Consider the following 26,467-nt stretch of genomic DNA (forward strand, 5'->3'; position numbering starts at 1 on the left):
GCGGCTTCTTTCAGTGCCTCCGCGCCGTGCGCGACCGCCGCGCCGGGACCTGCTCGCCCTCCGGTCCACCCGAGCCGTCCCACACCCCCCGTACCACCTCCGCGTACTCCCTGCCCTGGCGTCGGCCCTCCCGGGCCGAGCCCGGGATGCGGGCCGCGTTGAGAGGGTTGCGGCCGAAGGCTCGGCGGGCGGCTCGGTCGGGGGTCAGGAGGGTGGCTCGCGTGCCGTGGTTCGTCAGGGTGCGGATGTGGGACTGGGCGCTCGGGGTGGCGCCCGCCGCCTTCGGGATGGGGGCCAGGACGACCACCCTCGCGCAGTCCGTGAGCAGGTCGGCGTTGGTCGTGGAGCGTACGCCGCCGTCCATCCAGCGGGCCTTGCCGATGGTGATCGGCGGGAAGAGGGGTGGCAGGGCGCAGGTGGCGGCCATGGCGTGCGGGAGGTCGACTCCGTCGGCCGCCGTGAAGGCGGTGGGCGTGCCGGTGAGGGCGTCCACCGCGAAGAGGCGTACCTCGCGCTCCGGCCAGTCCGGGACCGGGATGTGGGGGCCTATCGCCTCCAGGACCGCGGACTCCGGTATGTCGCGTACGGAGAGGGCCAGCCGGCTCAGGTGCTCGAGTGTCTTGTCCTGGTCGCGCGAGCGCAGGGACGCCCACAGGTACCTGACCGTCATCGACAGGGTGAAGTCCACGTCGATCATGCGGCGGTCGCGGTTGATCTGTTCCGTGTAGAGGGCGGACGGTGTCGAGCCTTTCGCCAGGTCCAGGGCCAGCAGGGAGCCGGCCGACGTGCCGGCCAGGACGTCGGCGTCGCCGAGGTGCACACCGGCGTCGGCCAGTCCCGCCAGTACGCCGACCTGCCAGCCGTAGGCGGTCAGGCCCCCTCCGCCCAGGACCAGGGCGGTGTTCAGCTGCTTCGTCATGTCCGACCCCTTACCGCATTAACGGGGACCACTCCCCGTTTTGGCTGCCGTCGAGACGGTAGCAAACAAGTGGGGAGTGGTCCACGTTTAGGGTGGGGTGCCCCTGTCAGGTGCTCGGTCCCGTGCGCGTCACGCGCGGGCCAGCACCGTTCTAAGTACCTGGCGCAGCATCGACTCGGGGTCCGGGGCCGGGCCCGGGGAGCGCCAGGCGACGAAGCCGTCGGGGCGGACCAGGACCGCGCCGCCACGGGTCACTCCGTGGGACTTCGCCCAGTCCTTGTCCTCGTCGTCCTGGACCAGGTCGGCCTCCGGGGTGCCGCCCACGCGGTACGGCTTCAGCGGGATCCGCATCTCGGCCGCCAGTCGGGTCGCCGCCTCGTGCCAGCCGGTGGGCTGGGCCGCGTCGCTGAGCAGGACCAGGGAGTCCTCGTAGAGGTCCAGGGTGGAGACGCGGGCGTCGCCCTGGCGGAGCCAGAGGTGCGGGGCCCTGCTGCCGGGTGCGCCGGAGAGGTCGAGGCCCTCCGGGACCACCGGGGTCGCCGGGTCGGCGCCGACCACCGCGCCCTGGGGGTAGCGGTAGCCGAGGGCGACGTTCAGGATGCCGCCCGGGCCGCCGGCGGGTGCTCCGCCAGGACCGCCAGGACCGCCAGGGCCGCCAGGGCCGCCAGGACCACCGGGCCCACCCGGGCCGCCAGGCGCGCCACCGGGGCCGCCCGGCCTACCGGCCGCACCACCGGGACCGCCCGGACCACCAGGCGCCCCACCAGGACCGCCAGGATCAGCAGGACCACCGGGCCCACCGCCGGCACCCGGCCCCCCACCCGTCATCCCCGGCGGCGGGGCGAAGCCCGGGTGGCTGTGTTCCACCGAGCGGCCCGCGGCTCGGGCGCTGGTGGCCTCGGCGACCGGGCGGCGTTCCGCGTCGTAGGTGTCCAGGAGGCCTTCGCCCGCCCAGCCCTCCAGGACCGCGGCCAGCTTCCAGGCGAGGTTGTGCGCGTCCTGGATGCCGGTGTTGGAGCCGAAGGCGCCGGTCGGGGACATCTCGTGGGCCGAGTCGCCGGCCAGCAGGACGCGGCCGGCGCGGTAGCTGCGGGCCACGCGCTGGGCGGCGTGCCAGGGGGCCTTGCCGGTGATCTCGACGTCGAGGTCCGGGTCGCCGATCGCGCGGCGGATGTGCGCGGCGCAGCGCTCCTCGGTGAAGTCCTCGACCGTCTCGCCCTGTTCGGGGTGCCACGGGAGGTGGAAGACCCAGTTCTCGCGGTTGTCGACCGGCAGGAGGGCGCCGTCGGCGTCCTCACCGGTCAGGTAGCAGACGATGAAGCGGCGGTCGCGCACCACGTCGGCCAGGCGGCGGGAGCGGAAGGTGGCGCTGACGTTGTGGAAGAGGTCGCCCGGGCCGCTCTGGCCGATGCCGAGCTGCTCGCGGATGGGGCTGCGGGGACCGTCGGCGGCGACCAGGTAGTCCGCGCGGATGGTGGTGTGCTCGCCGGTCTCCCGGCTCTTCACCACCGCCGTGACGCCGTCCGCGTCGTCCTCGAACGACAGCAGCTCGGTGCCGAAACGCAGGTCACCGCCGAGGTTGGTGGCGTGGGTGAGGAGTTCGGGCTCCAGGTCGTTCTGGCTGCACAGGCACCAGCCGCTGGGGCTGAAGCGGGCCAGTCCGCCGCCCGGGTCCATCTCCTTGAGCAGCCACTCCCCCTCGTCGCCGACGAGCGTCGTGGTCTGAAGGATGCCGTGGTTCTCGGCCAGGGTGGCGGCGGCCTTCCTGATGTCCGGCTCGGTGCCGGCCACCCGGAAGATCTCCATGGTGCGGACGTTGTTGCCGCGTCCGCGGGGGTGGATGGAGGTGCCGGCGTGGCGCTCCACCAGGGTGTGCCGGACGCCGAGGCGCCCCAGGAACACCGAGGTCGACAGGCCCACCAGGGATCCGCCGACGATGAGGACCGGGACCCGGTGGACCGCAGGGGCGGCGGCGCCTCCGGGCCGGTCGGCTCTTTCGTTCATTGTTCGTCCTCCGTTGTGACACACGTCCGTCCTTCGGTTTGGCGGACGTAGTCCTCGCTGTGACCGACGGGCGTCCGCGTGTGCGGGACCGTCGTCGAGTGATTCGCCCCGCGCCAGATGTGCGCCGGGGCTCTCATGCCTTCCCCGTCGGGCCTGATGAGGCCCGCGGTGGAGGAGCTTTCACCCGCTTGTCACGCCTGGCGCGCGGTCCTCGCGGGCACGGCCGACGATCGGCTTATTGCGACCGGCGTACCCGCCCGAGCCATGGCGTGCGCCGCGACGATCGCCCCCAGTCCCAGAGAAAGTTCCCCGGAGAAGAGGTGGGCCGGATGACGGTCTCTCCCGTCGAAACCACGGATGGCGTGTCGGCGGATGCCCTGACCACTGACGCCCGGGCGACGCCCGTCGCCCCGGCCGCGGACGCCGACGGCGTATCGACATCGGCGTTCGACGGATCCCGCGTACGGGTCGTGCTGATGCTGGACATCCACGACGGAATGCAGCAGGAGTTCCTGAACGCCTACGACGGCATCCGCGACCGGGTCGCCGCCGTTCCGGGACATATCACCGACCAGCTGTGCCAGTCCGTCGACAACCCCACCCAATGGCTCCTCACCAGCGAGTGGGAGACCGCCGAGCCCTTCCTGCGCTGGGTCAGCAGCGACGAGCACCTGGACATGGTCGAGCCGTTGCAGAACTGCGTCCGGGACACCCACTCCCTGCGCTACAGCGTGCTGCGCGAGACCGAGGGCGACGAGAACTCGTCCGGCGCGGCCGGTGAGTCACCGCGGTCCGCTCCCCGGATCGGGAGCAACCTCGTCCGGCACGCCCTGACGTTCACCGTCCGGCCCGGCAGCGAGGCCGACGTCGCCCGGATGCTGTCCGACTACGCGGCGCCCGAGGCCCAGGTCGACGACTCCAACCGGCTGCTGCGCACGTCGGTCTTCATGCACGGCAACCGGGTCGTCCGGGCCGTGGAACTGCGGGGCGACCTCCAGACCGCGTTGCGGCACGTGGCCCGGCAGCCGGGCGTGCGGGCGGTCGAGGAGGCGCTCAACCCGCACCTGGAGCAGAACCGGGACCTGCGCGACCCGCGGTCCGCCCGGGAGTTCTTCACCCGCGCCGCCATGCCGGCCGTCCACCACGTGGCGTCGGGGGACCGGTCCGGCGCGAGCGGGCAGCGGATCGCGCTGCTCTATCCGGTGCGGCCGGGCGCCGGTCCGGAGCTGGCCCGGCTGCTGGCCCACCGGGACGCCTCCGCCCTGCGGGCCCAGGACGGCCCGGTCCTCGCCGCCACCGTCTTCCACCGCGACGACCTCGTCGTACGGCTCGTCGACGTGGACGGCGACCCGGACGGGGCGCCCGTGTCCGCCGTCCTCGGTCTGCCCGCGGCCGCCGGGCCCGGCAGGTCGGCCGGAGCCGCCGCGGCCGCCGTGATCGAGGCCGCCGAGCGACTCCTGGACACCGCCGCGTACGGCGTCGACGGGCCCCTCGGCGAGCCCCGCACCCTGGCGTTGCTGCTGGCACGGGCCCGTATGACGCCCCTGACCGACCGGCACGCGGCGGACGTCTGAACCACGCCCCACCGGCGCGGCTCTCCTCGCCGCACCCTCCCGAACCGACCGACACCCGCACCACGCAACCGGTACGGCCCGACGGCGCGCCCGCCGGCCCGCGTGGTCTCCCGCCTCTCCTCCCCCACCGCTTCTCGTCACCCCGGAGTGAACGACATGACAAACCAGCAGGTAAACATCATCTCCATCGGCGACGTGGCGCCGAACCGCCGCCGCGGAGGAGACATCCGCGCCCTGCTCACGCCCACCAGCGCCGGTGCGACCAGCGGCTTCATGGGCGTGGCCATCGTGCAGCCCGGCGAGCGGATCGCCGAGCACTACCACCCGTACTCCGAGGAGTTCGTGTACGTCACCGAGGGCGCCCTGGAGGTGGACCTGGACGGTGCGCCGCACGCGCTCACCGTCGGGCAGGGGATGCTGATCCCGCAGGACATGCGCCACCGCTTCCGCAACGTCGGGGACGTCGAGGCGCGGCTCGTCTTCCACCTGGGCCCGCTGGCCCCGCGGCCCGAGGTGGGCCACGTGGACACCGAGGACGCGGCCGGCAACGCCATCCCGCACGAGCGGCCCGCCGCGACGGCCGAGGCCGTGTCATGAACCGGCGTCGGGTGGCCGTCACGGGCATAGGCGTCGTCGCCCCGGGCGGGATCGGCGCGCCCCAGTTCTGGGGCCTGCTGTCCGACGGCCGTACGGCGACGCGCCGCATCTCCCTCTTCGACCCGGCCGGGCTGCGTTCGCAGATAGCCGCCGAGTGCGACTTCGAACCGGCCGACCACGGCCTCGGTCTGGCCACGGTCCAACGCAGCGACCGGTACGTGCAGTTCGCGCTGGTGGCCGCCGCGGAGGCGGTCCGGGACGCGAACCTCGACCTGACCCGGCAGGACCCCTGGCGGGCCGGCGCCACGCTGGGCACCGCGGTCGGCGGCACCACCCGGCTGGAGCACGACTACGTCCTGGTCAGTGAGCGCGGCTCGCGCTGGGACGTGGACGACAAGCGGGCCGAGCCGCACCTGGAGCGGGCGTTCACCCCGGCCACGCTCTCGTCCGCGGTCGCCGAGGAGTTCGGCGTGCGAGGGCCGGTGCAGACGGTCTCCACGGGCTGCACGTCCGGGCTCGACGCCGTCGGGTACGCCTACCACGCGGTCGCCGACGGACGCGTCGACGTGTGCCTGGCCGGCGCGTCCGACTCCCCCATATCGCCGATCACGATGGCCTGCTTCGACGCCATCAAGGCGACCTCGCCGAACAACGACGACCCCGCGCACGCCTCCCGGCCCTTCGACGCCGACCGCAACGGCTTCGTGATGGGCGAGGGCGCGGCGGTGCTCGTCCTGGAGGACCTCGAACACGCCCGGGCCCGTGGCGCGGACGTGTACTGCGAGATCTCCGGCTACGCGACGTTCGGCAACGCGTACCACATGACCGGGCTCACCAAGGAGGGCCTGGAGATGGCGCGGGCCATCGACACGGCGCTGGACATGGCCCGGATAGACGGCTCGGCCATCGACTACGTCAACGCGCACGGTTCCGGCACCCAGCAGAACGACCGGCACGAGACCGCGGCCGTCAAGCGCTCGCTGGGCGAGCACGCCTACGCGACGCCGATGAGCTCCATCAAGTCGATGGTGGGTCACTCGCTCGGCGCGATCGGCTCGATCGAACTGGCCGCGTGCGTCCTGGCCATGGCCCATCAGGTGGTGCCGCCGACGGCCAACTACACGACCCCGGACCCCGAGTGCGACCTGGACTACGTGCCGCGCGAGGCACGGGAGCGGACGCTGCGGCACGTGCTGTCGGTGGGCAGCGGCTTCGGCGGCTTCCAGTCGGCGGTGGTACTGAGCGCTTCCGGTTCCGGTTCCGAAGGAGGGCAGCGATGAGCGGACGGCAACCGATCAACGGCGGGGCCAGGCGCGCGGTCGTCACCGGGCTCGGTGTGGTGTCCCCGCACGGTGTGGGCGTCGAACCGCACTGGAAGGCCACCGCGGACGGCACCAGCAGCCTGGGGCCCGTCACGCGGGAGGGCTGCGACCAGCTGCCGCTGCGGGTGGCGGGTGAGGTGTGGGGCTTCGAGGCGGCCGAGACGGTCGAGGACCGCTACCTCGTGCAGACCGACCGGTTCACGCACTTCGCGCTGTCCGCGACCCAGTTCGCGCTGGACGACGCCCGGTTCGGACGGGCCGACGTCGAGTCGCCGTACTCGGTCGGCGTGGTCACCGCCGCGGGTTCCGGCGGCGGTGAGTTCGGACAGCGCGAGCTTCAGAACCTGTGGAGCCAGGGTTCGCGGTACGTCGGCCCGTACCAGTCGATCGCCTGGTTCTACGCGGCCAGCACCGGCCAGGTCTCCATCCGCAACGACTTCAAGGGTCCCTGCGGGGTCGTGGCCGCCGACGAGGCGGGCGGTCTGGACGCGCTGGCGCACGCGGCGCTGGCCGTGCGGGGCGGCACCGACACGGTGGTCTGCGGCGCGACCGAGGCACCGCTCGCCCCGTACTCGATCGTCTGCCAGCTGGGCTATCCCGAGCTGAGCCGCGCCACCGAACCCGACCGCGCCTACCGTCCGTTCACCGAGGCGGCGTGCGGGTTCGCGCCGGCCGAGGGCGGTGCCGTGCTGGTCGTGGAGGAGGAGCGGGCCGCCCTGGAGCGCGGCGCCGAGGTGCGGGCGACGGTGGCCGGGCACGCGGCGACCTTCACCGGCGCCGGCCGCTGGGCCGAGTCCCGGGAGGGGCTGGCCCGCGCGATCGAGGGCGCGCTGGCCGCGGCGGGCTGCCGGCCCGAGGAGGTCGACGTGGTCTTCGCGGACGCCCTCGGTGTCCCGGAGGCCGACCGGGCCGAGGCCCTGGCCCTGGCCGACGCGCTCGGCCCGCACGCCGCGCGCGTGCCGGTCACCGCGCCCAAGACCGGGACCGGGCGGGCCTACTGCGCCGCTCCGGTGCTGGACGTGGCGACGGCGGTGCTCGCCATGGAGCACGGGCTGATCCCGCCGACCCCGCACGTGTTCGAGGTCAGCCACGACCTGGACCTGGTGACCGGCCGGGCCCGCCCCGCCGAGTCGCGCACCGCGCTGGTGCTGAGCCGCGGGCTGATGGGTTCCAACTCGGCCCTCGTCCTGCGGCAGGGCGGCACCGCGCCGTCCGCGCACTGAGACCGACCGACGCCAATCCGAGTGAGCGCCGCGTGTGGGCGCGCGCCACCTTGAGTGAAGGAGGACACCCCCATGACCGACCAACTGGCCTACCAGGTGACCGTCGAGGAGCTGGCCACGCTGATGAAGCGCACCGCTGGCGTGCACGTCGAACCGGAGACCCTGCGCGCGCAGGCCGCCGACGGCTTCGACACCTTCGGCCTGGACTCCCTCGGCCTGCTGGGCATCGTGGCCGAGCTGGAGAAGCGGTACGGCCTGGGCCTGCCCGAGCAGGCCGAGCGCTGCAAGACGCCCGCCGATTTCCTCGCGCTGATCAACGGCGCCCTGAAGACGGGAGTGTGACATGGCAGGTCACACCGAGAACGAGATCACCATCGCCGCTCCGATGGAGCTGGTCTGGGACATGACCAACGACATCGACAACTGGCCCAAGCTGTTCAGCGAGTACGCCTCCGTGGACGTGCTGGAGCGCGACGGCGACCGGGTCACGTTCCGGCTCACCATGCACCCGGACGCGGACGGCAAGGTGTGGAGCTGGGTCTCCGAGCGGGTCGCCGACCCCGTCACCCGCACCGTCCGCGCCCAGCGGGTCGAGACCGGTCCCTTCCAGTACATGAACATCGTCTGGGAGTACGCGGAGACCGCCGAGGGCGTCCTGATGCGCTGGGTCCAGGACTTCGCGATGAAGCCCGACGCTCCGGTGGACGACGCCTGGATGACGGACAACATCAACCGCAACTCCCGTACGCAGATGGCGCTGATCCGGGACCGGATCGAGCAGGCGGCGGGCGAGCGGCGGACCGCGTCGGCGCTCGCCGACTGACAGCGAACGACACCGGCGAAGGGCGTCACCCCATGCACCACACACTGATCGTCGCCCGGATGGCACCCGGCGCGGCCCCGGACATCGCGAAGGTGTTCGCGGAGTCCGACCGCGGCGAGCTGCCGCACCTGGTGGGCGTCAACCGGCGCAGCCTCTTCGAGTTCGGTGACGGTGTGTACCTGCACCTGATCGAGAGCGACGAGGACCCGGCCCCCACGATCGGCCGGCTGACCGGGCATCCGGAGTTCCGCCAGGTCAGCGAGCGGCTGGAGCCGTACGTCTCGGCGTACGACCCGGCGACCTGGCGCGGTCCGAAGGACGCGATGGCGCGCTGCTTCTACCGCTGGGACCGGACCGCCGCGGGCTGACGGTCCGTCCACGCACCGCTTCGGGGTCGCCCGGCACCGGCCGGGCGGCCCCGGGGTGCGTGGGACGGCACGGCGTACCGATCGGTTGCGGGCGGGGGGTCAACTTCTCTGTGAGAAGACCCACTTGGGGATCCGGGGGGTTCCCGCACACCTTTCCGCTTGGATCTTGTGGGGACACGAGCACACGGGAGTCCGCTGTGCGCGTCCCCCGGACCAGCAGAGAGGACGCACGTCGTGGGCCGATCCCCCGCCCGCCCGACCGGCCCCCGCGGAGGCGGGCGCCGCGGATCCGCCCGCGTGGTCCTGGTCCTCCTCGCCCTCGGGGTGGTGCTGGTCACCGCGGGCGCCGCGGTGGCGTACTGGCGGGACGGCCGGCCCCCGGTGACGGGCGACCAGGTCGCCGACGTGGCCGACGCCCTGGATGCCGCGGGGACGCCCACCCCCTCGGCCCGCGTCTCCACGTCACCGTCCCCGTCGCCCTCGTCCTCCCCCTCCGCCGTCGCCGTTCCGGCGACGGGCCCCGGCACCTTCGTCACCGCGCGGGCCGACGGCACGACCGTGGGCACCGGCAGCCGGGTGCGCCGGTACAAGGTCCTGGTCGAGGAGGGCATCGACGTCCGCCCGAGCGCCGCCGCGGCCGAGATAGCCGACGTGCTCGCCGACCGCCGGGGCTGGACGAGGGACGGCGCCACCTCGTTCCGGCTGGTCGGCTCGGGCTCGTACGACTTCGTGGTGAAGATCGCCACGCCGGGCACCGTCGACCGGATCTGCGGCGCGGCGGGCCTGCGCACCCGGGGCGAGGTGAACTGCAGCGTCGGCACGGACGTCGTGGTGAACCTCAAGCGCTGGGTGCTGGGTTCCCCGGAGTTCGACGGCCCGATCCACGAGTACCGGGCGCTGATCGTCAACCACGAGGTCGGCCACCGCATCGGCCACGGCCACGAGACCTGTCCCGGGGCCGGCCGGCCCGCCCCGGCGATGATGCAGCAGATCAAGGGCCTCAAGGGGTGCGTCGCCAACGCCTGGCCCTACGGCCGCGACGGCGCGTACCTGGGCGGCCCGTCGGTGCCCTGAGCCGTGCGGCCAGCAGGCTCGGCGGGCGTTCGGGGGACGTTCGCGGGACAGCCACCGGTGCGGCGGGTGATGATCGGACCATGACCACCACCTCGCGCTTCGACCCCCGTGCCCTGCTCGCCCGGAGCCGGCTCGGCGTGCTCGCGACGATCAAGTCGGACGGCCGCCCGCAGCTCTCGCCCGTCATGCCCGCCTACGACGCGGAGGCCGGCGTCATCCGGGTCTCGACCCGCGACGGGCTGGCCAAGACCGCCAACCTGCGCCGGGACCCGCGGGCCACGCTGGAGGTGACCGCCCCGGACGGCAGGTCCTGGGCCACCGCCGAGGGCGTCGCCACGCTCACCGGACCGGGCACCGACCCGCACGGACCGGAGGTCGAGGCGCTGGTGGAGTACTACCGCGCCGCCGCGGGAGAGCACCCGGACTGGGACGAGTACCGGTCGACGATGGTGGCCGACCGCCGGGTGCTGCTCACCATCACCGTCGAGCGCGTCTACGGGGCCGACGTCGGCTGAACCCGATGAACCCAAATTTCGTGCCCGGGCGCTGATAGATCCGCCCGCCGTTTCCGTACCTCCTGGCGAATCCGTACGAGTGCGAGTCCCTCGCGTCGCCCCTGGAGGCACCATGCGCCTGTCCCGCAGCAGGATCGGAGTCGTCGTCCTGTTCGGTGCGATGACCCTGACCCTCACCGCGCTGGCCTTTCCGGCCATGCTCGGTCTGGACAAGGCCGACGGCAATCAGGACCGGGTCATCGCCAGCACCAAGTTCGGGCCGCTCACCGAGGCCGACCGGGACTTCGTGGTGAAGGTCAGGGCCGCCGGGCTGTGGGAGTACCCGCTGGGCGAGATCGTGCGGGAACGCGGCACCACGAAGGAGATGAAGACGGCCGGCGAGCACCTGATCGTCGGGCACGCCGGTCTCGACGCGATGTGCCGCGAGATCTCCCCCGAGCTGGGCATCACGCTGCCCAACCGGGCCTCGCCGCAGCAGGAGGGCTTCGTGGCGACGGTGGACGCCAAGACCGGCAAGGAGTTCGACTCTTCGGCGGTCAACATCATGCGGGTGACGCACGGCCAGATCTTCCCGGCGATCGCCAAGATCCGGGCGTCCACCAAGAACACCCTGGTGCGGCAGCTGGCCGACCTGGCCAACGACACCGTCCTGGACCACATCACGGTGCTGGAGAAGACCGGCATGGTCGAGTACGACGAGGTCACCTTCCAGCAGACCGGCCCGGCGAAGCTGCCGCGGGAGAGGGTGACCCCGCCCCCGCCGCCCCCCGGTGAGCAGGTGCTGGTGCTCAAGCCGCGGCCCGACCTGAACGTGAACACCGCGTCCCCGACGCCCACTCCGTCCCCGGCGGCCCCCTGAGCCGGGCCGGCCGGCCGGCACCTCTGTTGCGCCGAAGTCCCCGCCCGCCCCTCCGGGAACGGCTCGACGCCCTCGCGCGTTCATGGGTTGGCGGTCGACGGTGACCGCCGGACATGACCACCGGCCGCGTGCCGTACGGCGCCCGGAAGTGACGCCGTACGGTGCCGCGGCACAGGACGGCACACCGGCCGCCGGCGGGCCCCTCAACCCCCGCTCCCGCCCGGCCCGTCCGGGGCCGACGAGAGAGGAAGAGCGGGACGATGACCGCTTGGGGGCCGGACCGCGGCGCCACATCGGGTGAGCCGGACGAGCCGGGCGGCACGCCGCCCGTGCCGGAGCACGTGTGGCGGCTCTTCCTGGAGGACGACGAGCACGCCATCCGCGCCTCCGCGCCCAGGGAGCCCTCCGCCCGGGACCGGACCCCGGGCCGGCAGCCCGGCTCGCCCGCCACCGGCCCGTCCGGGCCCTCGTACGCCCGGCCCGCCCCCGTCGCCGGCACCGTCGGTGAGGCGTGGCGCCCGGAGGACCCGTGGGCCGGCCCCGGCTGGCGTGAACTGGACCGCCGGGCCCGGCTGCGGCGGATCGGCCGGGTCCTCGGCACGGCGACCGCGGTCGCCCTCGCCCTGACCGCGTGGTCGCAGCTGTCCACCGGTCCGGGCACCCCGGGTGGCGAACCGGCCGACACGATCGGGCGGCGCCTGGACGAGAGCCCCGCCCTGCCCACGCTGGCCTCCCTCGCGCCGACGGAGTCCGGCACCGCGAGCCCCGCGGCCTTCGAGCCCGCGCCGACCGCGATACCCCGGGCCTCGGCCTCTCCCCGGACCATCGGCTGAGCCGCACGGCCGTCCGGCGGCATGGTGCCGGCGGAGTCAGGCGCTGCGCTTGCGGGACGCCGTCTTCTTCGCCGTCTTGGCCGTGCTCTTGGTGGCCGCGCTCCTGCCGGTGGTCTTCTTCGCGGTGCTCCCCGCCGTCGCCTTCTTGGCCGGCTGGGCGGACTTCGCCGTGGACTTCCCGGCGGCGGCCGTCGACTTCTTGGGTGCCGCCTTCTTCGCCGCCGTCTTCTTCGCCGCCGCGGACGTCGACTTCTTGCCGCCGGTCTCCTTGGGGGCCCGCCGGGACGACTTCTGGGCCCGGGGCAGGGACCGTACCTCGGCATCCTCGGCCGGACCGGGCTCCTCGCCGCCCCGGGACTCCCGCGCCGCCCGCACGCTGCTCTCCAGCGCGGCCATCAGGTCCAGCACCTTTCCGGGCCGCTCCTCCTCGCGGGCCTCGGGCGGGGCCTCGCCGGCCGACTTGGCGGCGATGACCTCCTCCAGGGCCTCCTGGTACTCGTCGTGCAGGTCGTCCAGGTCGATCTCGCCGAGGGTGTCCATGAGGGCGTCCGCGAGGTCCAGCTCCTGGTCGCGGACGGTGACGCCGGCGTCCGGGGCGACGCCCTCGGGGGCGCGCACCTCGTCCGGCCAGAGCAGGCCGTGCATGGCGATGGCGTCGCCGACGACCCGGAGCATGCCGAGGCGTTCCCGGCCGCGCAGCGCGAACTTGGCGATGGCGACCCGGTTGCTGCGCTTGAGCGCCTCGCGCAGCAGCGTGTACGGCTTGGCGGCGGGGGCGCCGCTCGCCGCGAGGTAGTACGCGGAGCCCATCTGGAGCGGGTCGATGCGCTCCTCGGGCACGAAGGCGACGATCTCGATCGTCCGGGCGGTCGGGATCGGCAGGTGGGACAGGTCCTCGTCGGTGATCGGGATCATCGAGCCGTCGGCGTCCTCGTACGCCTTGCCGATCTCCGCCTGGGTGACCTCGCGGTCCTCCAGCTCGCAGACCTTGCGGTAGCGGATCCGGCCGCCGTCCTCGGTGTGGATCTGGCGGAAGGAGACCGAGTGGCTCTCGGTGGCGTTCACCAGCTTGATCGGGATGCTGACCAGGCCGAAGGAGATGGCGCCGTTCCAGATCGATCGCACGTGCAGCACCTTTCCGGTCGGGCGGTTCGTGGGTCGGTTCGCCGGGCGGTTCGTCGGGCGTTTTATCCGTTTTCCATGCGATTCTCATGGTATGGCGCCTATCACTGAGGTGGAGGGGCGGCGGGTGGCCCTGAGCAATCTGGAGAAGGTGCTGTATCCCGCGTCCGGCTTCACCAAGGGCGAGCTGCTGCACTACTACGCGACGACCGCCGACGTGCTGCTGCCGCACCTGCGGGACCGCGCGGTCTCCTTCCTGCGGTATCCCGACGGTCCGGACGGCCAGCTGTTCTTCACCAAGAACGTGCCGCCGGGTACGCCCGACTGGGTCACCACGGCCGAGGTCCCCCGCTCGGAGGGGCCCGCCCGGATGGTGCTGGTGCAGGACCTGCCGAGCCTGATGTGGGCGGCGAACCTGGTGACCGAGTTCCACACGCACCAGTGGACCGCCGACGACCCCGGCGAGGCCGACCGGCTGGTGTTCGACCTCGACCCGGGTCCGCCCGCGACGGTGGTGCACTGCTGCGAGGTGGCCCGGTGGCTGCGGGAGCGGCTGGCGGCGGACGGGATCGAGGCGTTCGCCAAGACGTCGGGGGCCAAGGGGCTGCACCTGCTGGCGGGGGTGCGGGGGGCGCCCTCGGAGCGGGTGTCGGAGTACGCGAAGGCGCTCGCCGTGGAGGCCGAGCGGGCGCTGCCCCGGCTGGTCGTGCACCGGATGACGCGCAGCCTGCGGCCGGGAAAGGTGTTCGTGGACTGGAGCCAGAACGCCGCCCGCAAGACCACGGCCGCCCCGTACACGGTGCGGGCCCGCCCCGACCCGGCGGTCTCCACGCCGGTGACGTGGGACGAGGTGGCGGGCTGCCGGCGGGCGGAGGAGCTGGTGTTCCGGGCGGAGGACCTCGGGCCGCGGGTACGGGACCACGGCGACCTGCTGGCGCCGCTGCTCGACCGTCGCCGGGCGGCGGCGCTGCCGTAGCCGCCCCGAGCCCGGTGCCCTAAAGACGCGTCCAGGTCGACCGGTCGCGGGCCATGGAGTGCAGGGCCTCCACGTCCGCCGGTTTGAGCACCCCTCCGCGGCGGGCCAGGTCGGGCAGCTCCCGGTCGGTGAGGACGCGGACCGCGCGCGGTGGCGCCGTGACGCCGACGTGCGCCGGGTCGACGAGGAGGAGGACGGCGCGGACCTCGGCCGTCAGGGCGTAGGAGGCCCGGTCGGCGTCGGCGCGGACCCTGCGCAGCAGGGGGCGTGGTTCCCGGCGGCCCAGCGCGACCAGGGGGTCCCCGACGTGCACCCGCTGCCTGCGGGCGGGCAGCACGTGCAGCGCGAAGAGACCGCCGGGGCCGATCAGCAGGTGGTGCACGCGGTCGCCGCCGGGCAGCGGCACGGAGTGCAGGGTGCGCCAGCCGGCGCCGTCGAGGCGGTCGAGGGCCGTCCCCGTCGCCTGCTCGGCCGCCAGGGCCCGGCGGCGCGGGTCGGGGCGCAGCCGGTGCGCGGGGCCGGGATCCCGCTCCAGGGCGATCAGCAGCGCCTCGCCGGGCCGGTTGGGGGCGAGGTCGTCGTCCGGGTGGAGGGAGAGCCGGGCCAGTTCGGCCGGGGTCGGGACCGGGGGCGGGCCGACGGCGACCGGGCCGGTGAGGAAGGGGCCCAGCGCCTGGAGGACCTCGTCGCGCCGGTCGTCGCTCAGCAGGTTGACCCGGGCCGCCTCACGGTCGTACCAGGCGACGTTCCCGCCGTCCGGGAGGCAGACGTAGAGGCGGTCCCGACCGTGCCGCCGGGCCGGTACGACGCGCAGTCCGTCCATCCACACCACCCCCGCACCATGGGACCAGGCGGGGTGCCGCGGGGCAAGAACCCGGCTACCTTGGGGAGGAGTTGGCAGACCCCCGAGACCCCCGAGACCCCCGAGCCCCCGGGCGGGCCGGATTGGGGAGGCGCTGTTGCGTACCCGCGGGATGGGATCCGACGTGCCGGCGCCGGGCCGGGCGTGGGACGAGGTCGTGCCGGGGCTCTGGATGGGCGGGCACGAGTTCCGGCGGCCGGGTGGGCGGGCGGAGTTCGCCGTGGTGCGGGACGAGTTCGACCTCGTGCAGACACTGCTGCGGGTGCCCGGGCACGGGCCCGCCGAGGGCGTCGAGCACCACGTGTGGCCGATCCCGGACGGGCCGCTGGACGGGACGCAGCTCGCCGGGGTGATGCGGCTGGCGGAGGCCGCGAGCGAGTCGCTGGACGGGGGCGGCAAGGTCCTCGTCCGCTGCTGGCACGGGTACAACCGCTCCGGGCTGGTCGTCGCGCACACGCTGATGCGCCGGGGCAGCGGTGCCGAGGAGGCGGTCCGGCTGATCCGGGCCCGGCGTTCGCCGTGGGCGCTGCACAACGAGCTGTTCGTGGCGTACCTGCGGGCCGGGCTGGCCACCGCGCGGCTGCTGGAGGACCTGGCCGAGTAGCCCGGCACGCCCTGCCGCACGCAAAATGGCCTTCCGTACCGAGAGGCGTACGGTGCCGCCCACAGCCGTGCGGGACCGTCGGCGCCGCTCACCGAACCCCAGGAGTGCAGTGCTCCCGATCCGCCGTGGGCGTCCCGCCCGCGTTCCCGCCGTCGTCGCGCTGCTCCTGGCGACCGCGGCGGCCGGTGCGCTGGCGGCCTGCGGCGACTCGGGCGGGCTGGAGAGCGCGGGCGCGACCCCGGCGGCGCGGAGCCCGGCCCAGCTCTGGCCCGACCTCACCCCCGCGTCGAGTCCCGCGTACGACATCGGCGAGGTGGACAACGAGGTCGTCAAGGGCGTGCGGGTCCCGGCCGGCGGCATCCGCGAGGTGAACCCGGTGGCCGTCGTGCGGGAGGAGATCACCGCGCACCCGAACGACTACTCGGGTGCCAAGGCGCGCTACCACGAGACGTCCGTCCGGATGGCGGACTGCGGCGCGGACGGCACGGCCGGTGACCGCGCGGGGTGCCCGGTGCTCCGGCCCTACTACCGCGACCTGACGGGTGACGGGCGTCCCGAGATGACTCTGGGTTTCCGGCTGCTGCCCGCCAAGCTGACCGCCGTGCGCGTCTACACCGTCGAGGAGGGGCGGCTCGTGCGGGTCATGTCCTATGACGACGCGGTGAGCGAGGTCGAGCTGGCCGGCCGGACGGTGATCGTCCGCTCGCCCTCGGAGGTCGCGGGCTACGAGTACCGCCTCCAGTGGACCTGGGACGCCGACCAGCGGGCCATGCTGCTCACCAGCGACGAGATGCTGCGCACCGACGACGGCGGCCTGCACACCAGGCGCCCGTCGCCGCGGGCCTCCGGGTCGCCGTCCGCGTCGCCCACGGCGAGCGCCCGGTGAGGCTCGCGCTCCCCCGGTGGGCCGGTCCGCTGGCGGTGAAGGCGGCCGTCTTCATCACCGTGATGTGCTGCGCGCTCGCCGCGCTGCTCGGCGTCCTGGTGCACGTCTCGGTCACCAACCAGACCGTCGGCCAGGCCCGGGACGTCGCCCTGACCCGGCTGGGCGAGGCGACGGAGGCGTACGAGGCCGGGGACCCGATGCGCCGGGGCGCCGGGATCGATCCGCCGGGGCTGCCGGCCCGGCTGCGCGAGCTGGCCGTGTCGGGCCGGCGGGGCACGATGGTCGCCGAGTCCGACGGGCGCCCCACGATGTGGGCGGCGGGCCCGGCGGGCGGTGGCCGGGCGCTGGCGGTGCGGGTCGACCACTCGCAGGGCAAGCGCACCATCGACGGCCTGGACAGTGCGATCGTGTGGTCCTCGGCGCTGGCGATCGGGGCGACGCTGCTGGTCGGCGCGTTCGCCGTGACCCGGGTGACGCGCCGGCTGCACGCGACGGCACGGGTGGCGCGGCGGATCAGCGCGGGCGACCTCGACGCGCGGGTCGGCGATCCCCGGGCGCAGGATCCGACGCGGCCGCAGGACGAGGTGGCGTCGGTCGCGGGCGCGCTGGACTCGATGGCCGCCTCGCTCCAGGGCAAGCTGCTGGCCGAGCAGCGGTTCACCGCGGACGTGGCGCACGAGCTGCGCACCCCGCTCACCGGCCTGCACGCGGCGGCCGAGCTGCTGCCGCCGGGGCGCCCCACCGAGCTGGTGCGGGACCGGGTGGCGGCGCTGCGCACGCTCACCGAGGACCTGCTGGAGATCTCCCGGCTGGACAGCGGGCGGGAGCGTCTCGAGGTGGAGCCGGAGCCGCTGGGCGAGCTGGCGGAGCGGGTGGTGCGCGGCTCGGGCACCGACACGCGGGTCGACGTCGTACGGGACGCGCGGGTGGAGACCGACCGGCGGCGGCTGGAGCGGGTGCTCGGCAACCTGGTCGCGAACGCGCACCGGCACGGCCGGGCGCCGGTGGTGCTGACCGTGGACGGGCCGGTGATCACCGTGCGGGACCACGGGGACGGCTATCCGGACTACCTCCTGGCGCACGGCCCGCAGCGCTTCCGCACCGAGGCGGGCGGCAAGGGGCACGGACTCGGGCTGACGATCGCGCTGGGACAGGCCGAGGTGCTGGGCGCGCGGCTGGAGTTCACCAACCCGCCGGACGGCGGGGCGCTCGCCGCCCTGACGCTGCCTCAGCAGCCCTGACCCGGCGGCGGGCGCGGCACACGGTCCGTGCGGGGCGCTCCGATGGCTCAGCGTGACGGGCGGCCGGCACCGGGCGCTCCTAATGTGGCGGACAGTCAGCTGAAGAACCGTTCGCTCCGGGAGGTACTCCCATGGCTCTGCTGTCCACGTCGTCCGTACCGTCCTCGCGCTCGCCACTGGTCCGGGGGCTGGCCACCACCCTGGCGGCCGGCGCGCTCGCCGCCGCCGTCGCCGTCACGCCCGCCGCAGCGAACGACGAGTGGGGCGGCGGGGACTCCTCCTCCGGCGCCACCGGCAAAGACGGCGGCGACTGGGGCGGCGACGGCCGCCAAGAGCAGGGCGGGTACCGGGGCGTGGTCACCACCGACCGGCTCCCCCTGCTCACCTCGCCGTCCCGCGGCAGCGAGGTCATCCGGTACGCCCGCCGCGGCGAGACCGTCCGCATCCACTGCAAGGCCCCCGGCAACCGGGTGCGCGGCAATCCCCTCTGGTACCTCCTGACGGACGGCACGTGGGCCTGGGGAGCGGCCCGCTACATCGACAACGTCGGCCCGGCGCCGCGCTGGTGCTGACACCAACGCCCCCCACACCACACCATTTGGGTAAGTTCCGGACATGACCAAGGCCGGACCCGGAACCGGAATCACCGTGGCACCAGCGGACACGCCCGCTCCCGTCGCCCGGCTCCCCCGGCGCCGGGGCGTCGAACTCGCGCTCATCCTCGTGGCCGTGCTGCTGTCGGTGTTCGGCTACTGCAACGTCGGACTCGCCCAGCACGGCACCCTCCCGCCCGGCGCCGCCGGTTACGGCGCCGGGCTCGGTGTGCTCGCGCTCCTCGCCCATCTGGCGGTACGGCTGCGCGCCCCCTGGGCGGATCCGCTGCTGCTGCCGATCGGCGTGCTGCTCAACGGGCTCGGCCTGGTGCTGATCTACCGGCTCGACCTGGAGACGCCGGGCGACCGGGCGGCCCCCACCCAGCTGGTGTGGTCGACGCTGGGCGTGGCGCTGTTCATCGTGGTCGTCCTGCTGCTGCGCGACCACCGGGTCCTGGCGCGCTACGCCTACGTCTGCGTCGCCGCCGCGCTCGCCCTGCTCACCGTGCCGATCTTCTTCCCGGCGGTGAACGGCGCCCGCATCTGGATCCGGGTCGAGGGCTTCTCCATCCAGCCCGGCGAGTTCGCCAAGGTGCTGCTGGCGGTGTTCTTCGCCGCCTACCTGGCCGCGAACCGCAGCGCGCTGGCGTACGCGGGGCGCCGCGTGTGGCGGCTGCAACTGCCCACCGGCCGCGTCCTCGGCCCGATCCTCGCCGTGTGGCTGGTCAGCGTCGGGGTCCTGGTCCTGGAGCGCGACCTCGGCACCTCGCTGCTGTTCTTCGGCCTGTTCGTGGTCCTTCTCTACGTCGCCACCGGCCGCACCGGCTGGATCGCCGTCGGCCTGCTGCTGGCCTCGCTGGGCGCGGTCGCGGTGGGCTGGCTGGAACCGCACGTGCACACCAGGGTGGAGGACTGGCTGCACCCCTTCGCGTCCATCGAGGCGGGCGACGGGCCCAACCAGCTGGCGCAGTCCCTCTTCGCCTTCGCGGCGGGCGGCGTGACCGGCACGGGCCTGGGCCTCGGGGACTCCGTGCTGATCGGCTTCGCCGTCAAGTCCGACTTCATCCTCGCGACCGCCGGGGAGGAGCTGGGCTTCCTCGGACTGACCGCGGTCTTCCTGCTGTACGGGCTGCTGGTGGAGCGCGGCTACCGGGCGGGCCTCGCCGCGCGCGACCCCTTCGGCCGGCTGCTCGCGGTCGGCCTCTCCTCGATCGTGGCGCTCCAGGTGTTCGTCATCGCGGGCGGCGTGACCGGGCTGATCCCGCTGACCGGCATGGCGATGCCGTTCCTGGCCCAGGGCGGGTCCTCGGTCGTCACCAACTGGGCGATCGTGGCGCTGCTGATCCGGCTCAGCCACGCGGCCCGGCGCGGGACGCCCTCGTGACCCGGCACATCCGGCACGCGGCCCTCTTCTGCGCCCTGCTGCTGGTGGCGCTGGTGGTGAACGCGGCCCGGGTGCAGATCGTCCAGGCCCCGGAGTACGAGGGGAACCCGGCCAACCGGCGCCCCGACATCGCCCGCTACCAGCAGCCGCGCGGCGACATCCTGGTCGGCGGCGAGGCGGTGACGGGCTCCCGGGACACCGGGGAGCACCTGCGCTACGAACGGACCTACGCGAACGGGCCGATGTACGCGCCGGTCACCGGCTTCGCCTCGCAGGCGTACGGGACGAGCCTGCTGGAGCACGCGGAGGATGGCCTGCTGTCCGGCGCCGACCCGATGCTCGCGCCGCTGCCGCTGTGGAACGACGTCACCGGCGCCCACAACCCGGGGGGCGACGTCGTGACGACGATCGACGGGGCCGCGCAGCGGGCGGCGTTCGAGGGCCTCGGCCGGCGCACGGGCGCGGTGGCCGCGATCGAACCGGCCACGGGACGGATCCTGGCACTGGTGTCCACCCCGTCGTACGACCCCCAGTCGCTGTCCGGCAACAGCGCGGCCGCCAACCGGACCTGGGACCGGCTGAACGACGACCCGGACAAGCCGATGCTCAACCGGGCGGTGCGCCGGACCTATCCGCCGGGTTCGACCTTCAAGGTGGTCACCGCGGCGGCGGCACTGGACGCGGGCGTGGTCCGGGACCTGGACGCGTCGACCCGCTCCCCCGACCCGTACCCCCTGCCCGGCACCCGCACCCGGCTGACGAACGAGGCCGACGGCTGCCGGAACGCCTCGCTGCGGGAGGCGTTCGAGTGGTCGTGCAACACGGTGTTCGCCAAGCTCGGCGTGGACGTGGGGGTGACGGACATGACCGCCATGGCGGAGGCGTTCGGCTTCAACGACGACTCGGTGCGGATCCCGTTCGCCGTCTCGCGCTCCACCTTCGACACGTCGGTGGACCGGGCGCAGCTCGGGCTGGCGTCGATCGGGCAGTACAACACCCGGGCCACCCCGCTCCAGATGGCGATGGTGGCGGCGGCCGTGGCCGGCGGCGGCCAGGTGCGCTCGCCGTACCTGGTGGAGCGGACCCAGCGGGCGGGCGGCAGCCTGGTGGCGACGGCCGGGTCCCGGCCCTCGCGCGAGGTGATGCGGCCGTCGACGGCGGCGCGGCTCAAGGAGCTGATGACCGGCGTGGTGGAGAGCGGCACCGGGGCGAACGCCGCGATCCCCGGGGCCACCGTCGGGGGCAAGACCGGCACGGCCCAGCACGGCGTCGGCAACTCGGGGACGCCGTACGCCTGGTTCGTCTCCTGGGCCCAGCGCGACCGGGACATGGAGCCGAAGGTCGCGGTCGCCGTGGTGGTCGAGGGCACGGCGGCGGACCGTGAGCGCGTCAGCGGGGGCGGCCTGGCGGCGCCGATCGCGCGGTCGGTGATGGAGGCGGTGCTCAAGCCCTGAGACGGGGGTACCACGGCACCGACGGCCCGACCTAACGTTCGGTACATGACTGACGCCGTGTACGAACTCGCCCAGGTCAACATCGCCCGCCTCAAGGCCCCGCTGGACTCACCGCAGTTGAAGGACTTCACGGACGCGCTCGACCCGGTGAACGCCGCGGCGGACGCCGCCGACGGGTTCGTGTGGCGGCTCCAGAGCGAGGCGGGGGACGCGACCGACATCCCCGTCTTCGGGGACTCATGGCTGATCATCAACATGTCGGTGTGGCGGAACGCGGACGCCCTGACGGCCTTCATGTACCAGGGGCGGCACCGCGAGATGCTGGCCCGTCGGCGGGAGTGGTTCGAGCGGCTCGCGGAGGCGGTCACCACCTTGTGGTGGGTCCCGGCCGGACACCGGCCCACGGTCGCGGAGGCGGAGACGCGGCTGCTTCACCTGCGGGCCCACGGCCCCACTCCGTACGCCTTCACGCTGCGGACCTCCTTCCCGGCGGGGGCGACGGTGCCGGAGACGGGCGAGGTGGCGGAGGGTCTGGGCTGCTCCCTCTAGCGGCCTGAGCGCCACCCACTTCTTTACTCGCGGTCAACAAGTCGTGCGCGGGGGATTGACGAGCTTGCTGACAAGCAGTCTCATAAGACGAAGCAAGCTGGAGTGACCGCGGGTAACACGATCCGTTCGACGAGGTGGGACACAGCCATGACGACCCTGACGGAAGCCGACGCGCTCGACGGTCTGCGCGATGCGCTCGGCCTGCTCAAGGACCGCGAACAGGTGGCCGAACGGCTGCTGGACTCGTCCGCCAAGCACTCCTTCGACCCGGACAAGGAGCTGGACTGGGACGCGCCGTTCGAGGACGGCAAGTGGTTCTGGCCGCCGGAGCTGGTGTCGCTGTACGACACCCCGATGTGGAAGCGGATGAGCGAGGAGCAGCGCATCGTGCTCTCCCAGCACGAGGCCGCCGCGCTCGCCTCCCTCGGCATCTGGTTCGAGCTGATCCTCATGCAGCTGCTGGTGCGGCACATCTACGACAAGGCGGCGACGAGCGCGCACGTGCGCTACGCGCTGACCGAGATCGAGGACGAGTGCCGGCACTCCAAGATGTTCGCCCGGCTGATAACCCGCGGCGAGACGCCCTGGTACCCGGTGAGCCCGATGCACCAGCACCTCGGCCGCCTCTTCAAGACGATCTCCACCACGCCAGGTTCCTTCACCGCCACGCTGCTCGGCGAGGAGGTCCTGGACTGGATGCAGCGCCTGACCTTCCCCGACGAGCGGATCCAGCCGCTGGTCCGGGGCGTCACGCGCATCCACGTCGTGGAGGAGGCCCGGCACGTGCGCTACGCCCGTGAGGAGCTGCGCCGCCAGATGGTGACGGCCCCGAAGTGGTCGCAGGAGTTCACCCGGATCACCTCCGGCGAGTTCGCCCGCGTCTTCTCCGTCGCCTTCGTCAACCCGGAGGTCTACACGAACGTGGGCCTCGACAAGCGCGAGGCCCTGGCGCAGGTCAAGGCCAGCGGCCACCGCCGGGAGATCATGCAGACCGGCGCGAAGCGCCTCACCGACTTCCTGGACGACATCGGGGTGCTGCGGGGGGTCGGACGGCGGCTGTGGAGGTCGTCGGGGCTGCTGGCCTAGCGAGGCCGGTACGGGCCGCTCACGTGCCCGGTGGCGGGGAGGTGCGGGTTACGCTGCGGTTCATGACCCCGCAGGCTCCCACCCCCGCCTACCGCCGGCTCAGCGTCGAGGAGCGCCGCGTCCAGCTGCTCGACGCGGCGCTCGCCCTCTTCGCGCACCGGCCCCCGGAGGAGGTCTCCCTCGACGACGTGGCCGAGCAGGCCGGGGTCTCGCGGCCGCTGGTGTACCGGTACTTCCCGGGCGGCAAGCAGCAGCTGTACGAGGCCGCGCTGCGGTCGGCCGCCGACGAGCTGCGGCTCTGCTTCGACGAGCCCCGCGAGGGCCCGCTGCTGGCCCGGCTGACCCGGGCCCTGGACCGCTACCTCACCTTCGTCGACCAGCACGACACCGGCTTCAGCGCGCTGCTGCGCGGCGGCAGCGTGGCGGAGACCTCGCGGACCTCCTCCATCGTGGACGGGGTGCGCCGGGCCGCGGCCGAGCACATCATGAGCCACCTGGCCGTGGCCGAGCCCGGGCCCCGGCTGCGGATGACCGTCCGGATGTGGATCACGGCGGTGGAGGCGGCCTCGCTGATCTGGCTGGACGAGGAGAAGCAGCCGCCCCTCGACGAGCTGCGGGACTGGCTCGTGGAGCAGTTCCTCGCGGTGCTGACGGTCACCGCCCGCCGCGACCCGCAGACCTCGGCGCTGGTCGAGGCGCTGGCGGCGGACATCTGACACCGCCGCGCGGATCACTGACACTGGTGCCGTGAAGAGCGAAGACACCCCCTTCGAGGGCGGTCCGATGGACGGGCGGGTGCTGCCCGTCCTGGTCGGCATGACCGGGCACCCGCCGAAGACGTACCGCATCCCCGTACCGGACCCGGACGGCGGGCCGCCCACGGTGCTCGTCTACCGGCGCGTGCCCCGCGACGGGCGCGGCGGACTCCGGTTCGCCCGCTGGAAGTACGCGTACGACCCCGAGGGCCGGCTCGGCTCCGGCCGGAAGTGGCCCTGGTCCAGGCCGGACCCGAAGGGCGGACCGGGCGCCGATCCAGACGCCACGCCGGGCGGCAAGCCGGACGACGCCGACGGGTGACCCCGTTGCGCCGAACCGCCCACACTCGGCGCGCGGAACCCACGGGCACGTCACAGGCTCGCGGTGCGGAGCGGACCCGCCGCCCCGCAGCGGAGGTGATGACGTGTCAGAAAGGTTTCTGCGCCTGGTGTGTACGGCGGCGATGGCGGCCGGGATCGCCCTGGCGCCCGGACCCGCCGCGGCCGACCCCGAACCCGGCGGGACCGGCGCGGGCCGCCCCCTGTCCGAGTTGCTGACGGACCTTCAGGAGCTGTACCGGGAGGCGGAGAAGGCCACCGAGACCTACAACGGCACCGAGGTGCGGCTGACCCGGCAGCGGGCCGAGGTACGGCGGCTGGACGCCGAACTGGCCCGGACCCGGCACTCGTTGAGCGACAGCCGGGGCGCGGCCGGGCGGCTGGCCCGGCAGCAGTACCAGAACAGCAGCGACCTCTCCCCCTATCTGCGGCTGCTGCTGGCCCGCGATCCGCAGCACGCCCTCGACCAGGGCCATGTGATCGGGCAGCTGGCCCGGGAACGCGCCGAGACGGTGGGCCGCCTGACCGGCGACACGAAGAAGGCCGACGACCTGGCCCGCCGGGCGCGCGAGGCCCTGGACGCGCAACGCTCCCTCGCCTCACGCCAGGTCGGCGAGCGGGACACCGTACGCGAACGGCTGCACGCCGTCGAGGAGCTGCTCGCCTCGCTCAGCCCCGCGGAGCTGGCCGCGCTGGCGGAGTTCGAGCGGAGCGGGATCGCCGACGCGCAGGAGCGGTTCATGGCGTCCGGCGCGCTCGGCGACGACGCCAAGCCCTCGGGGGCGGGCGACCGGGCGGTGCGCTTCGCGGTGGAGCAGCTCGGCAAGCCGTACGAGTGGGGCGCGGAGGGCCCGGCGTCGTACGACTGCTCGGGGCTCACCTCGGTGGCCTGGGACCGGGCCGGAACGGCGATCCCACGGACCAGCCAGGAGCAGTGGGCCCGGCTGGACCGGGTGCCGCTCGGCGAACTGCGGCCGGGTGACCTCGTCGTGTACTTCCCCGAGGCCACCCACGTCGCGATGTACGTCGGTGACGGCATGGTCGTCCAGGCCCCCCGCCCCGGCGCCGAGGTCAAGGTCTCCCCGATCGCCGCCAACCCGGTCCTGGGCGCGGTGCGCCCCGACCCCGCCGCCGAACCCTTGCGGCACTACGCGCCTCCGGCCCTCCCCGAGGGGGCGACGGACGGGTCGGACGTGGGGTACGCGGCCCCCTACGCGCCGGCCGCGGCTCCGGCGATCTCGGCGAGGTAGGCCTCGGTCTTCGCCGGCTCGTAGAAGAAGTTCTCGAAGTCGGACGGGTCGTTGAAGCCGTTGGCGAAGCGGTCGGCGGCGGGCTGGAGCTGGCCGGCGGCGCCGATGAGGTTCAGGATGTGCTCCGGCGGCGGCGCGAGCATGGCGTTCGTCCACTTGGTGACGTGCTGGGCGGTCTGCCAGTAGCGGTCGAAGGTCTGCCGCATCCACGCCTCGTCGAACTCCCCGTCGCCCCTGTCCAGGATCGACGCGAGGTAGGCGGCCGCGCACTTGGAGGCGGAGTTGGAGCCCTGGCCGGTGATCGGGTCGTTGGCGACGACCACGTCGGCCACGCCGAGGACCAGGCCGCCGCCGGGGAGCCGGCCGATCGGGTTGCGGACGGTGGGGGCGTAGCGGCCGGCCAGCGTGCCGCCGGCGTCGGTCAGCTCGACCTTGGTGGCCCGCGCGTACTCCCAGGGCACGAACTTCTCCATGAGCTCCAGGGTCAGGGAGAGGTGCTCGGCCGGGTCCTTGACGTCCTTGAAGGCGTCCAGCGGGCCGCCGGGTATGCCCTCCCAGAACAGGATGTCCGCGCGGCCGGAGGTGGTGAACGTCGGCATGATGAACAGCTCGCCGACCCCGGGGACGAGGTTGCAGCGGACGGCCTCGGTCTCCGGGTGCTCCGGGCGCGGGCCCAGCCCGTGCACGTAGGCCACCGCGAGGGCGCGCTGCGGCTCCGCGTACGGGGAACGGGAGGCGTCGCGGCCGAACATCTGGACCAGCTCGCCCTTGCCCGCGGAGACCAGCACCAGGTCGTAGGCGCGGGAGAAGTAGTCCAGGTCGCCGACGGCCGCGCCGTGGATGACCAGCTGGCCGCCGCGCTGGGCGAAGGTCTCCATCCAGCCGGCCATCTTCACCCGCTGGTCGACGGACTGAGCGAAGCCGTCGAGCCGGCCCAGCCAGTCGATCGCGCGCTGGGTCGGGCCCGGGTCGTGCGAGCCGGGAGCGGCGACCGAGACGCCGAGTCCCTCGATCTTCGGGGCCTGGGACTCCCAGAAGTTCAGCTGGAGGTCGCGCTCGTGCTGGAGTGCCGTGTGGAACATGCACTGCGTCGACATGACCCGGCCGGTGCGGATCTCGTCCGCGGTCCGGTTGGACATCAGGGTGACCTCGTAGCCGTGCGACTGGAGGCCGAGGGCGAGCTGGAGACCGGACTGGCCGGCTCCGACGACGAGTATCTTCCGCATGCGGGGGACGCTCCTAAGGGGACTGCTCG

Annotated in this window: 28 protein-coding genes; 23 read left to right on the forward strand and 5 right to left on the reverse strand. The window is 73.7% G+C overall.

Annotated elements, in window-relative coordinates:
- Positions 1-10: 10 nt before the first annotated feature.
- Entirely contained in the window at positions 11-919 is a 909-nt protein-coding gene (locus ACZ67M_RS12090; RefSeq protein ID WP_469850781.1) for a patatin-like phospholipase family protein, read from the reverse strand.
- 129 nt (positions 920-1,048) lie between these two features.
- Positions 1,049-2,923 (reverse strand): FAD-dependent oxidoreductase, encoded by a 1,875-nt coding sequence (locus ACZ67M_RS12095; RefSeq protein ID WP_469850783.1) that lies wholly within the window; start codon positions 2,921-2,923, stop codon positions 1,049-1,051.
- A gap of 329 nt (positions 2,924-3,252) precedes the next feature.
- Here ACZ67M_RS12095 and ACZ67M_RS12100 point away from each other — a divergent pair, with 329 nt between their 5' ends.
- The 11 genes from ACZ67M_RS12100 to ACZ67M_RS12150 all read left to right on the forward strand — a co-directional run bounded on the left by ACZ67M_RS12100 (position 3,253) and on the right by ACZ67M_RS12150 (position 12,111).
- Positions 3,253-4,497 (forward strand): SchA/CurD-like domain-containing protein, encoded by a 1,245-nt coding sequence (locus ACZ67M_RS12100; RefSeq protein WP_385798166.1) that lies wholly within the window; start codon positions 3,253-3,255, stop codon positions 4,495-4,497.
- 156 nt (positions 4,498-4,653) lie between these two features.
- Positions 4,654-5,094 (forward strand): cupin domain-containing protein, encoded by a 441-nt coding sequence (locus tag ACZ67M_RS12105; RefSeq protein ID WP_361351672.1) that lies wholly within the window; start codon positions 4,654-4,656, stop codon positions 5,092-5,094.
- Complete coding sequence (locus ACZ67M_RS12110) at positions 5,091-6,374, forward strand: beta-ketoacyl-[acyl-carrier-protein] synthase family protein (protein ID WP_361351675.1); 1,284 nt, start codon at positions 5,091-5,093, stop codon at positions 6,372-6,374. Before ACZ67M_RS12105 ends, ACZ67M_RS12110 begins: the two co-directional genes overlap by 4 nt.
- Positions 6,371-7,639: a ketosynthase chain-length factor gene (locus tag ACZ67M_RS12115; protein ID WP_469850786.1), complete on the forward strand. Its 1,269-nt coding sequence runs from the start codon at positions 6,371-6,373 to the stop codon at positions 7,637-7,639. Before ACZ67M_RS12110 ends, ACZ67M_RS12115 begins: the two co-directional genes overlap by 4 nt.
- Positions 7,640-7,711: 72 nt before the next feature.
- Positions 7,712-7,981, forward strand: coding sequence for an acyl carrier protein (locus ACZ67M_RS12120; protein ID WP_361351680.1), 270 nt, complete (start codon positions 7,712-7,714; stop codon positions 7,979-7,981).
- Position 7,982: 1 nt separating this feature from the next.
- Positions 7,983-8,462 carry an SRPBCC family protein gene (locus tag ACZ67M_RS12125; protein WP_361351683.1) on the forward strand — a complete coding sequence of 160 codons (480 nt, stop codon included), beginning with the start codon at positions 7,983-7,985 and terminating at the stop codon, positions 8,460-8,462.
- Positions 8,463-8,494: 32 nt separating this feature from the next.
- Positions 8,495-8,830 carry a TcmI family type II polyketide cyclase gene (locus tag ACZ67M_RS12130; RefSeq protein ID WP_122616215.1) on the forward strand — a complete coding sequence of 112 codons (336 nt, stop codon included), beginning with the start codon at positions 8,495-8,497 and terminating at the stop codon, positions 8,828-8,830.
- 234 nt (positions 8,831-9,064) lie between these two features.
- On the forward strand, positions 9,065-9,904 hold the full coding sequence (locus ACZ67M_RS12135) for a DUF3152 domain-containing protein (RefSeq protein WP_453440549.1): 840 nt from the start codon (positions 9,065-9,067) through the stop codon (positions 9,902-9,904).
- A gap of 80 nt (positions 9,905-9,984) precedes the next feature.
- Entirely contained in the window at positions 9,985-10,419 is a 435-nt protein-coding gene (locus tag ACZ67M_RS12140) for a PPOX class F420-dependent oxidoreductase (protein ID WP_161326483.1), read from the forward strand.
- 112 nt (positions 10,420-10,531) lie between these two features.
- Positions 10,532-11,278, forward strand: a complete 747-nt coding sequence (locus ACZ67M_RS12145) for a DUF4142 domain-containing protein (RefSeq protein ID WP_161326484.1) — start codon at positions 10,532-10,534, stop codon at positions 11,276-11,278.
- 260 nt (positions 11,279-11,538) lie between these two features.
- Positions 11,539-12,111: a hypothetical protein gene (locus tag ACZ67M_RS12150; protein WP_469850789.1), complete on the forward strand. Its 573-nt coding sequence runs from the start codon at positions 11,539-11,541 to the stop codon at positions 12,109-12,111.
- Between the two features lie 36 nt (positions 12,112-12,147).
- Here the strand turns inward: ACZ67M_RS12150 and ku are convergent, their stop codons facing one another.
- On the reverse strand, positions 12,148-13,236 hold the full coding sequence (gene ku, locus ACZ67M_RS12155; RefSeq protein ID WP_392010664.1) for a non-homologous end joining protein Ku: 1,089 nt from the start codon (positions 13,234-13,236) through the stop codon (positions 12,148-12,150).
- Positions 13,237-13,327: 91 nt separating this feature from the next.
- Here ku and ligD point away from each other — a divergent pair, with 91 nt between their 5' ends.
- Entirely contained in the window at positions 13,328-14,209 is an 882-nt protein-coding gene (ligD, locus tag ACZ67M_RS12160) for a non-homologous end-joining DNA ligase (RefSeq protein WP_392010662.1), read from the forward strand.
- A 19-nt stretch (positions 14,210-14,228) separates the two neighbouring features.
- Here ligD and ACZ67M_RS12165 read toward each other — a convergent pair whose 3' ends face one another.
- Complete coding sequence (locus ACZ67M_RS12165; RefSeq protein WP_469850790.1) at positions 14,229-15,032, reverse strand: nuclease-related domain-containing protein; 804 nt, start codon at positions 15,030-15,032, stop codon at positions 14,229-14,231.
- A gap of 151 nt (positions 15,033-15,183) precedes the next feature.
- Between ACZ67M_RS12165 and ACZ67M_RS12170 the strand changes: the two genes are divergently transcribed.
- The 11 genes from ACZ67M_RS12170 (at position 15,184) to ACZ67M_RS12220 (ending at position 25,212) form a co-directional block, all read left to right on the forward strand.
- Positions 15,184-15,675: a protein-tyrosine phosphatase family protein gene (locus ACZ67M_RS12170; RefSeq protein WP_361351702.1), complete on the forward strand. Its 492-nt coding sequence runs from the start codon at positions 15,184-15,186 to the stop codon at positions 15,673-15,675.
- Positions 15,676-15,784: 109 nt separating this feature from the next.
- Positions 15,785-16,561: a hypothetical protein gene (locus ACZ67M_RS12175; RefSeq protein WP_392010655.1), complete on the forward strand. Its 777-nt coding sequence runs from the start codon at positions 15,785-15,787 to the stop codon at positions 16,559-16,561.
- On the forward strand, positions 16,558-17,802 hold the full coding sequence (locus ACZ67M_RS12180; RefSeq protein ID WP_392010654.1) for an ATP-binding protein: 1,245 nt from the start codon (positions 16,558-16,560) through the stop codon (positions 17,800-17,802). The genes ACZ67M_RS12175 and ACZ67M_RS12180 overlap by 4 nt, the downstream gene beginning before the upstream one ends.
- A 140-nt stretch (positions 17,803-17,942) precedes the next feature.
- Positions 17,943-18,374 (forward strand): SH3 domain-containing protein, encoded by a 432-nt coding sequence (locus ACZ67M_RS12185; protein ID WP_469851331.1) that lies wholly within the window; start codon positions 17,943-17,945, stop codon positions 18,372-18,374.
- Between the two features lie 43 nt (positions 18,375-18,417).
- Positions 18,418-19,779: an FtsW/RodA/SpoVE family cell cycle protein gene (locus ACZ67M_RS12190; protein WP_361351711.1), complete on the forward strand. Its 1,362-nt coding sequence runs from the start codon at positions 18,418-18,420 to the stop codon at positions 19,777-19,779.
- Positions 19,776-21,233 (forward strand): penicillin-binding transpeptidase domain-containing protein, encoded by a 1,458-nt coding sequence (locus ACZ67M_RS12195; protein ID WP_392010651.1) that lies wholly within the window; start codon positions 19,776-19,778, stop codon positions 21,231-21,233. The genes ACZ67M_RS12190 and ACZ67M_RS12195 overlap by 4 nt, the downstream gene beginning before the upstream one ends.
- 45 nt (positions 21,234-21,278) lie before the next feature.
- Positions 21,279-21,782, forward strand: a complete 504-nt coding sequence (locus tag ACZ67M_RS12200; RefSeq protein ID WP_469850793.1) for a DUF3291 domain-containing protein — start codon at positions 21,279-21,281, stop codon at positions 21,780-21,782.
- Between the two features lie 147 nt (positions 21,783-21,929).
- Positions 21,930-22,868, forward strand: a complete 939-nt coding sequence (locus ACZ67M_RS12205) for an AurF N-oxygenase family protein (RefSeq protein WP_361351719.1) — start codon at positions 21,930-21,932, stop codon at positions 22,866-22,868.
- 62 nt (positions 22,869-22,930) lie between these two features.
- Positions 22,931-23,584 (forward strand): TetR/AcrR family transcriptional regulator, encoded by a 654-nt coding sequence (locus ACZ67M_RS12210; protein WP_361351722.1) that lies wholly within the window; start codon positions 22,931-22,933, stop codon positions 23,582-23,584.
- A gap of 31 nt (positions 23,585-23,615) precedes the next feature.
- A complete protein-coding gene (locus ACZ67M_RS12215) occupies positions 23,616-23,945 on the forward strand; it encodes a hypothetical protein (RefSeq protein WP_469850794.1) in 330 nt (109 codons plus the stop codon).
- A gap of 103 nt (positions 23,946-24,048) precedes the next feature.
- Positions 24,049-25,212, forward strand: a complete 1,164-nt coding sequence (locus ACZ67M_RS12220; RefSeq protein WP_361351727.1) for a C40 family peptidase — start codon at positions 24,049-24,051, stop codon at positions 25,210-25,212.
- Here the strand turns inward: ACZ67M_RS12220 and ACZ67M_RS12225 are convergent.
- A complete protein-coding gene (locus ACZ67M_RS12225) occupies positions 25,173-26,438 on the reverse strand; it encodes a styrene monooxygenase/indole monooxygenase family protein (protein WP_361351730.1) in 1,266 nt (421 codons plus the stop codon). The genes ACZ67M_RS12220 and ACZ67M_RS12225 overlap by 40 nt on opposite strands.
- Between the last annotated feature and the right edge of the window lie 29 nt (positions 26,439-26,467).

The sequence above is a fragment of the Streptomyces sp. NPDC107500 genome (genome assembly GCF_055582785.1).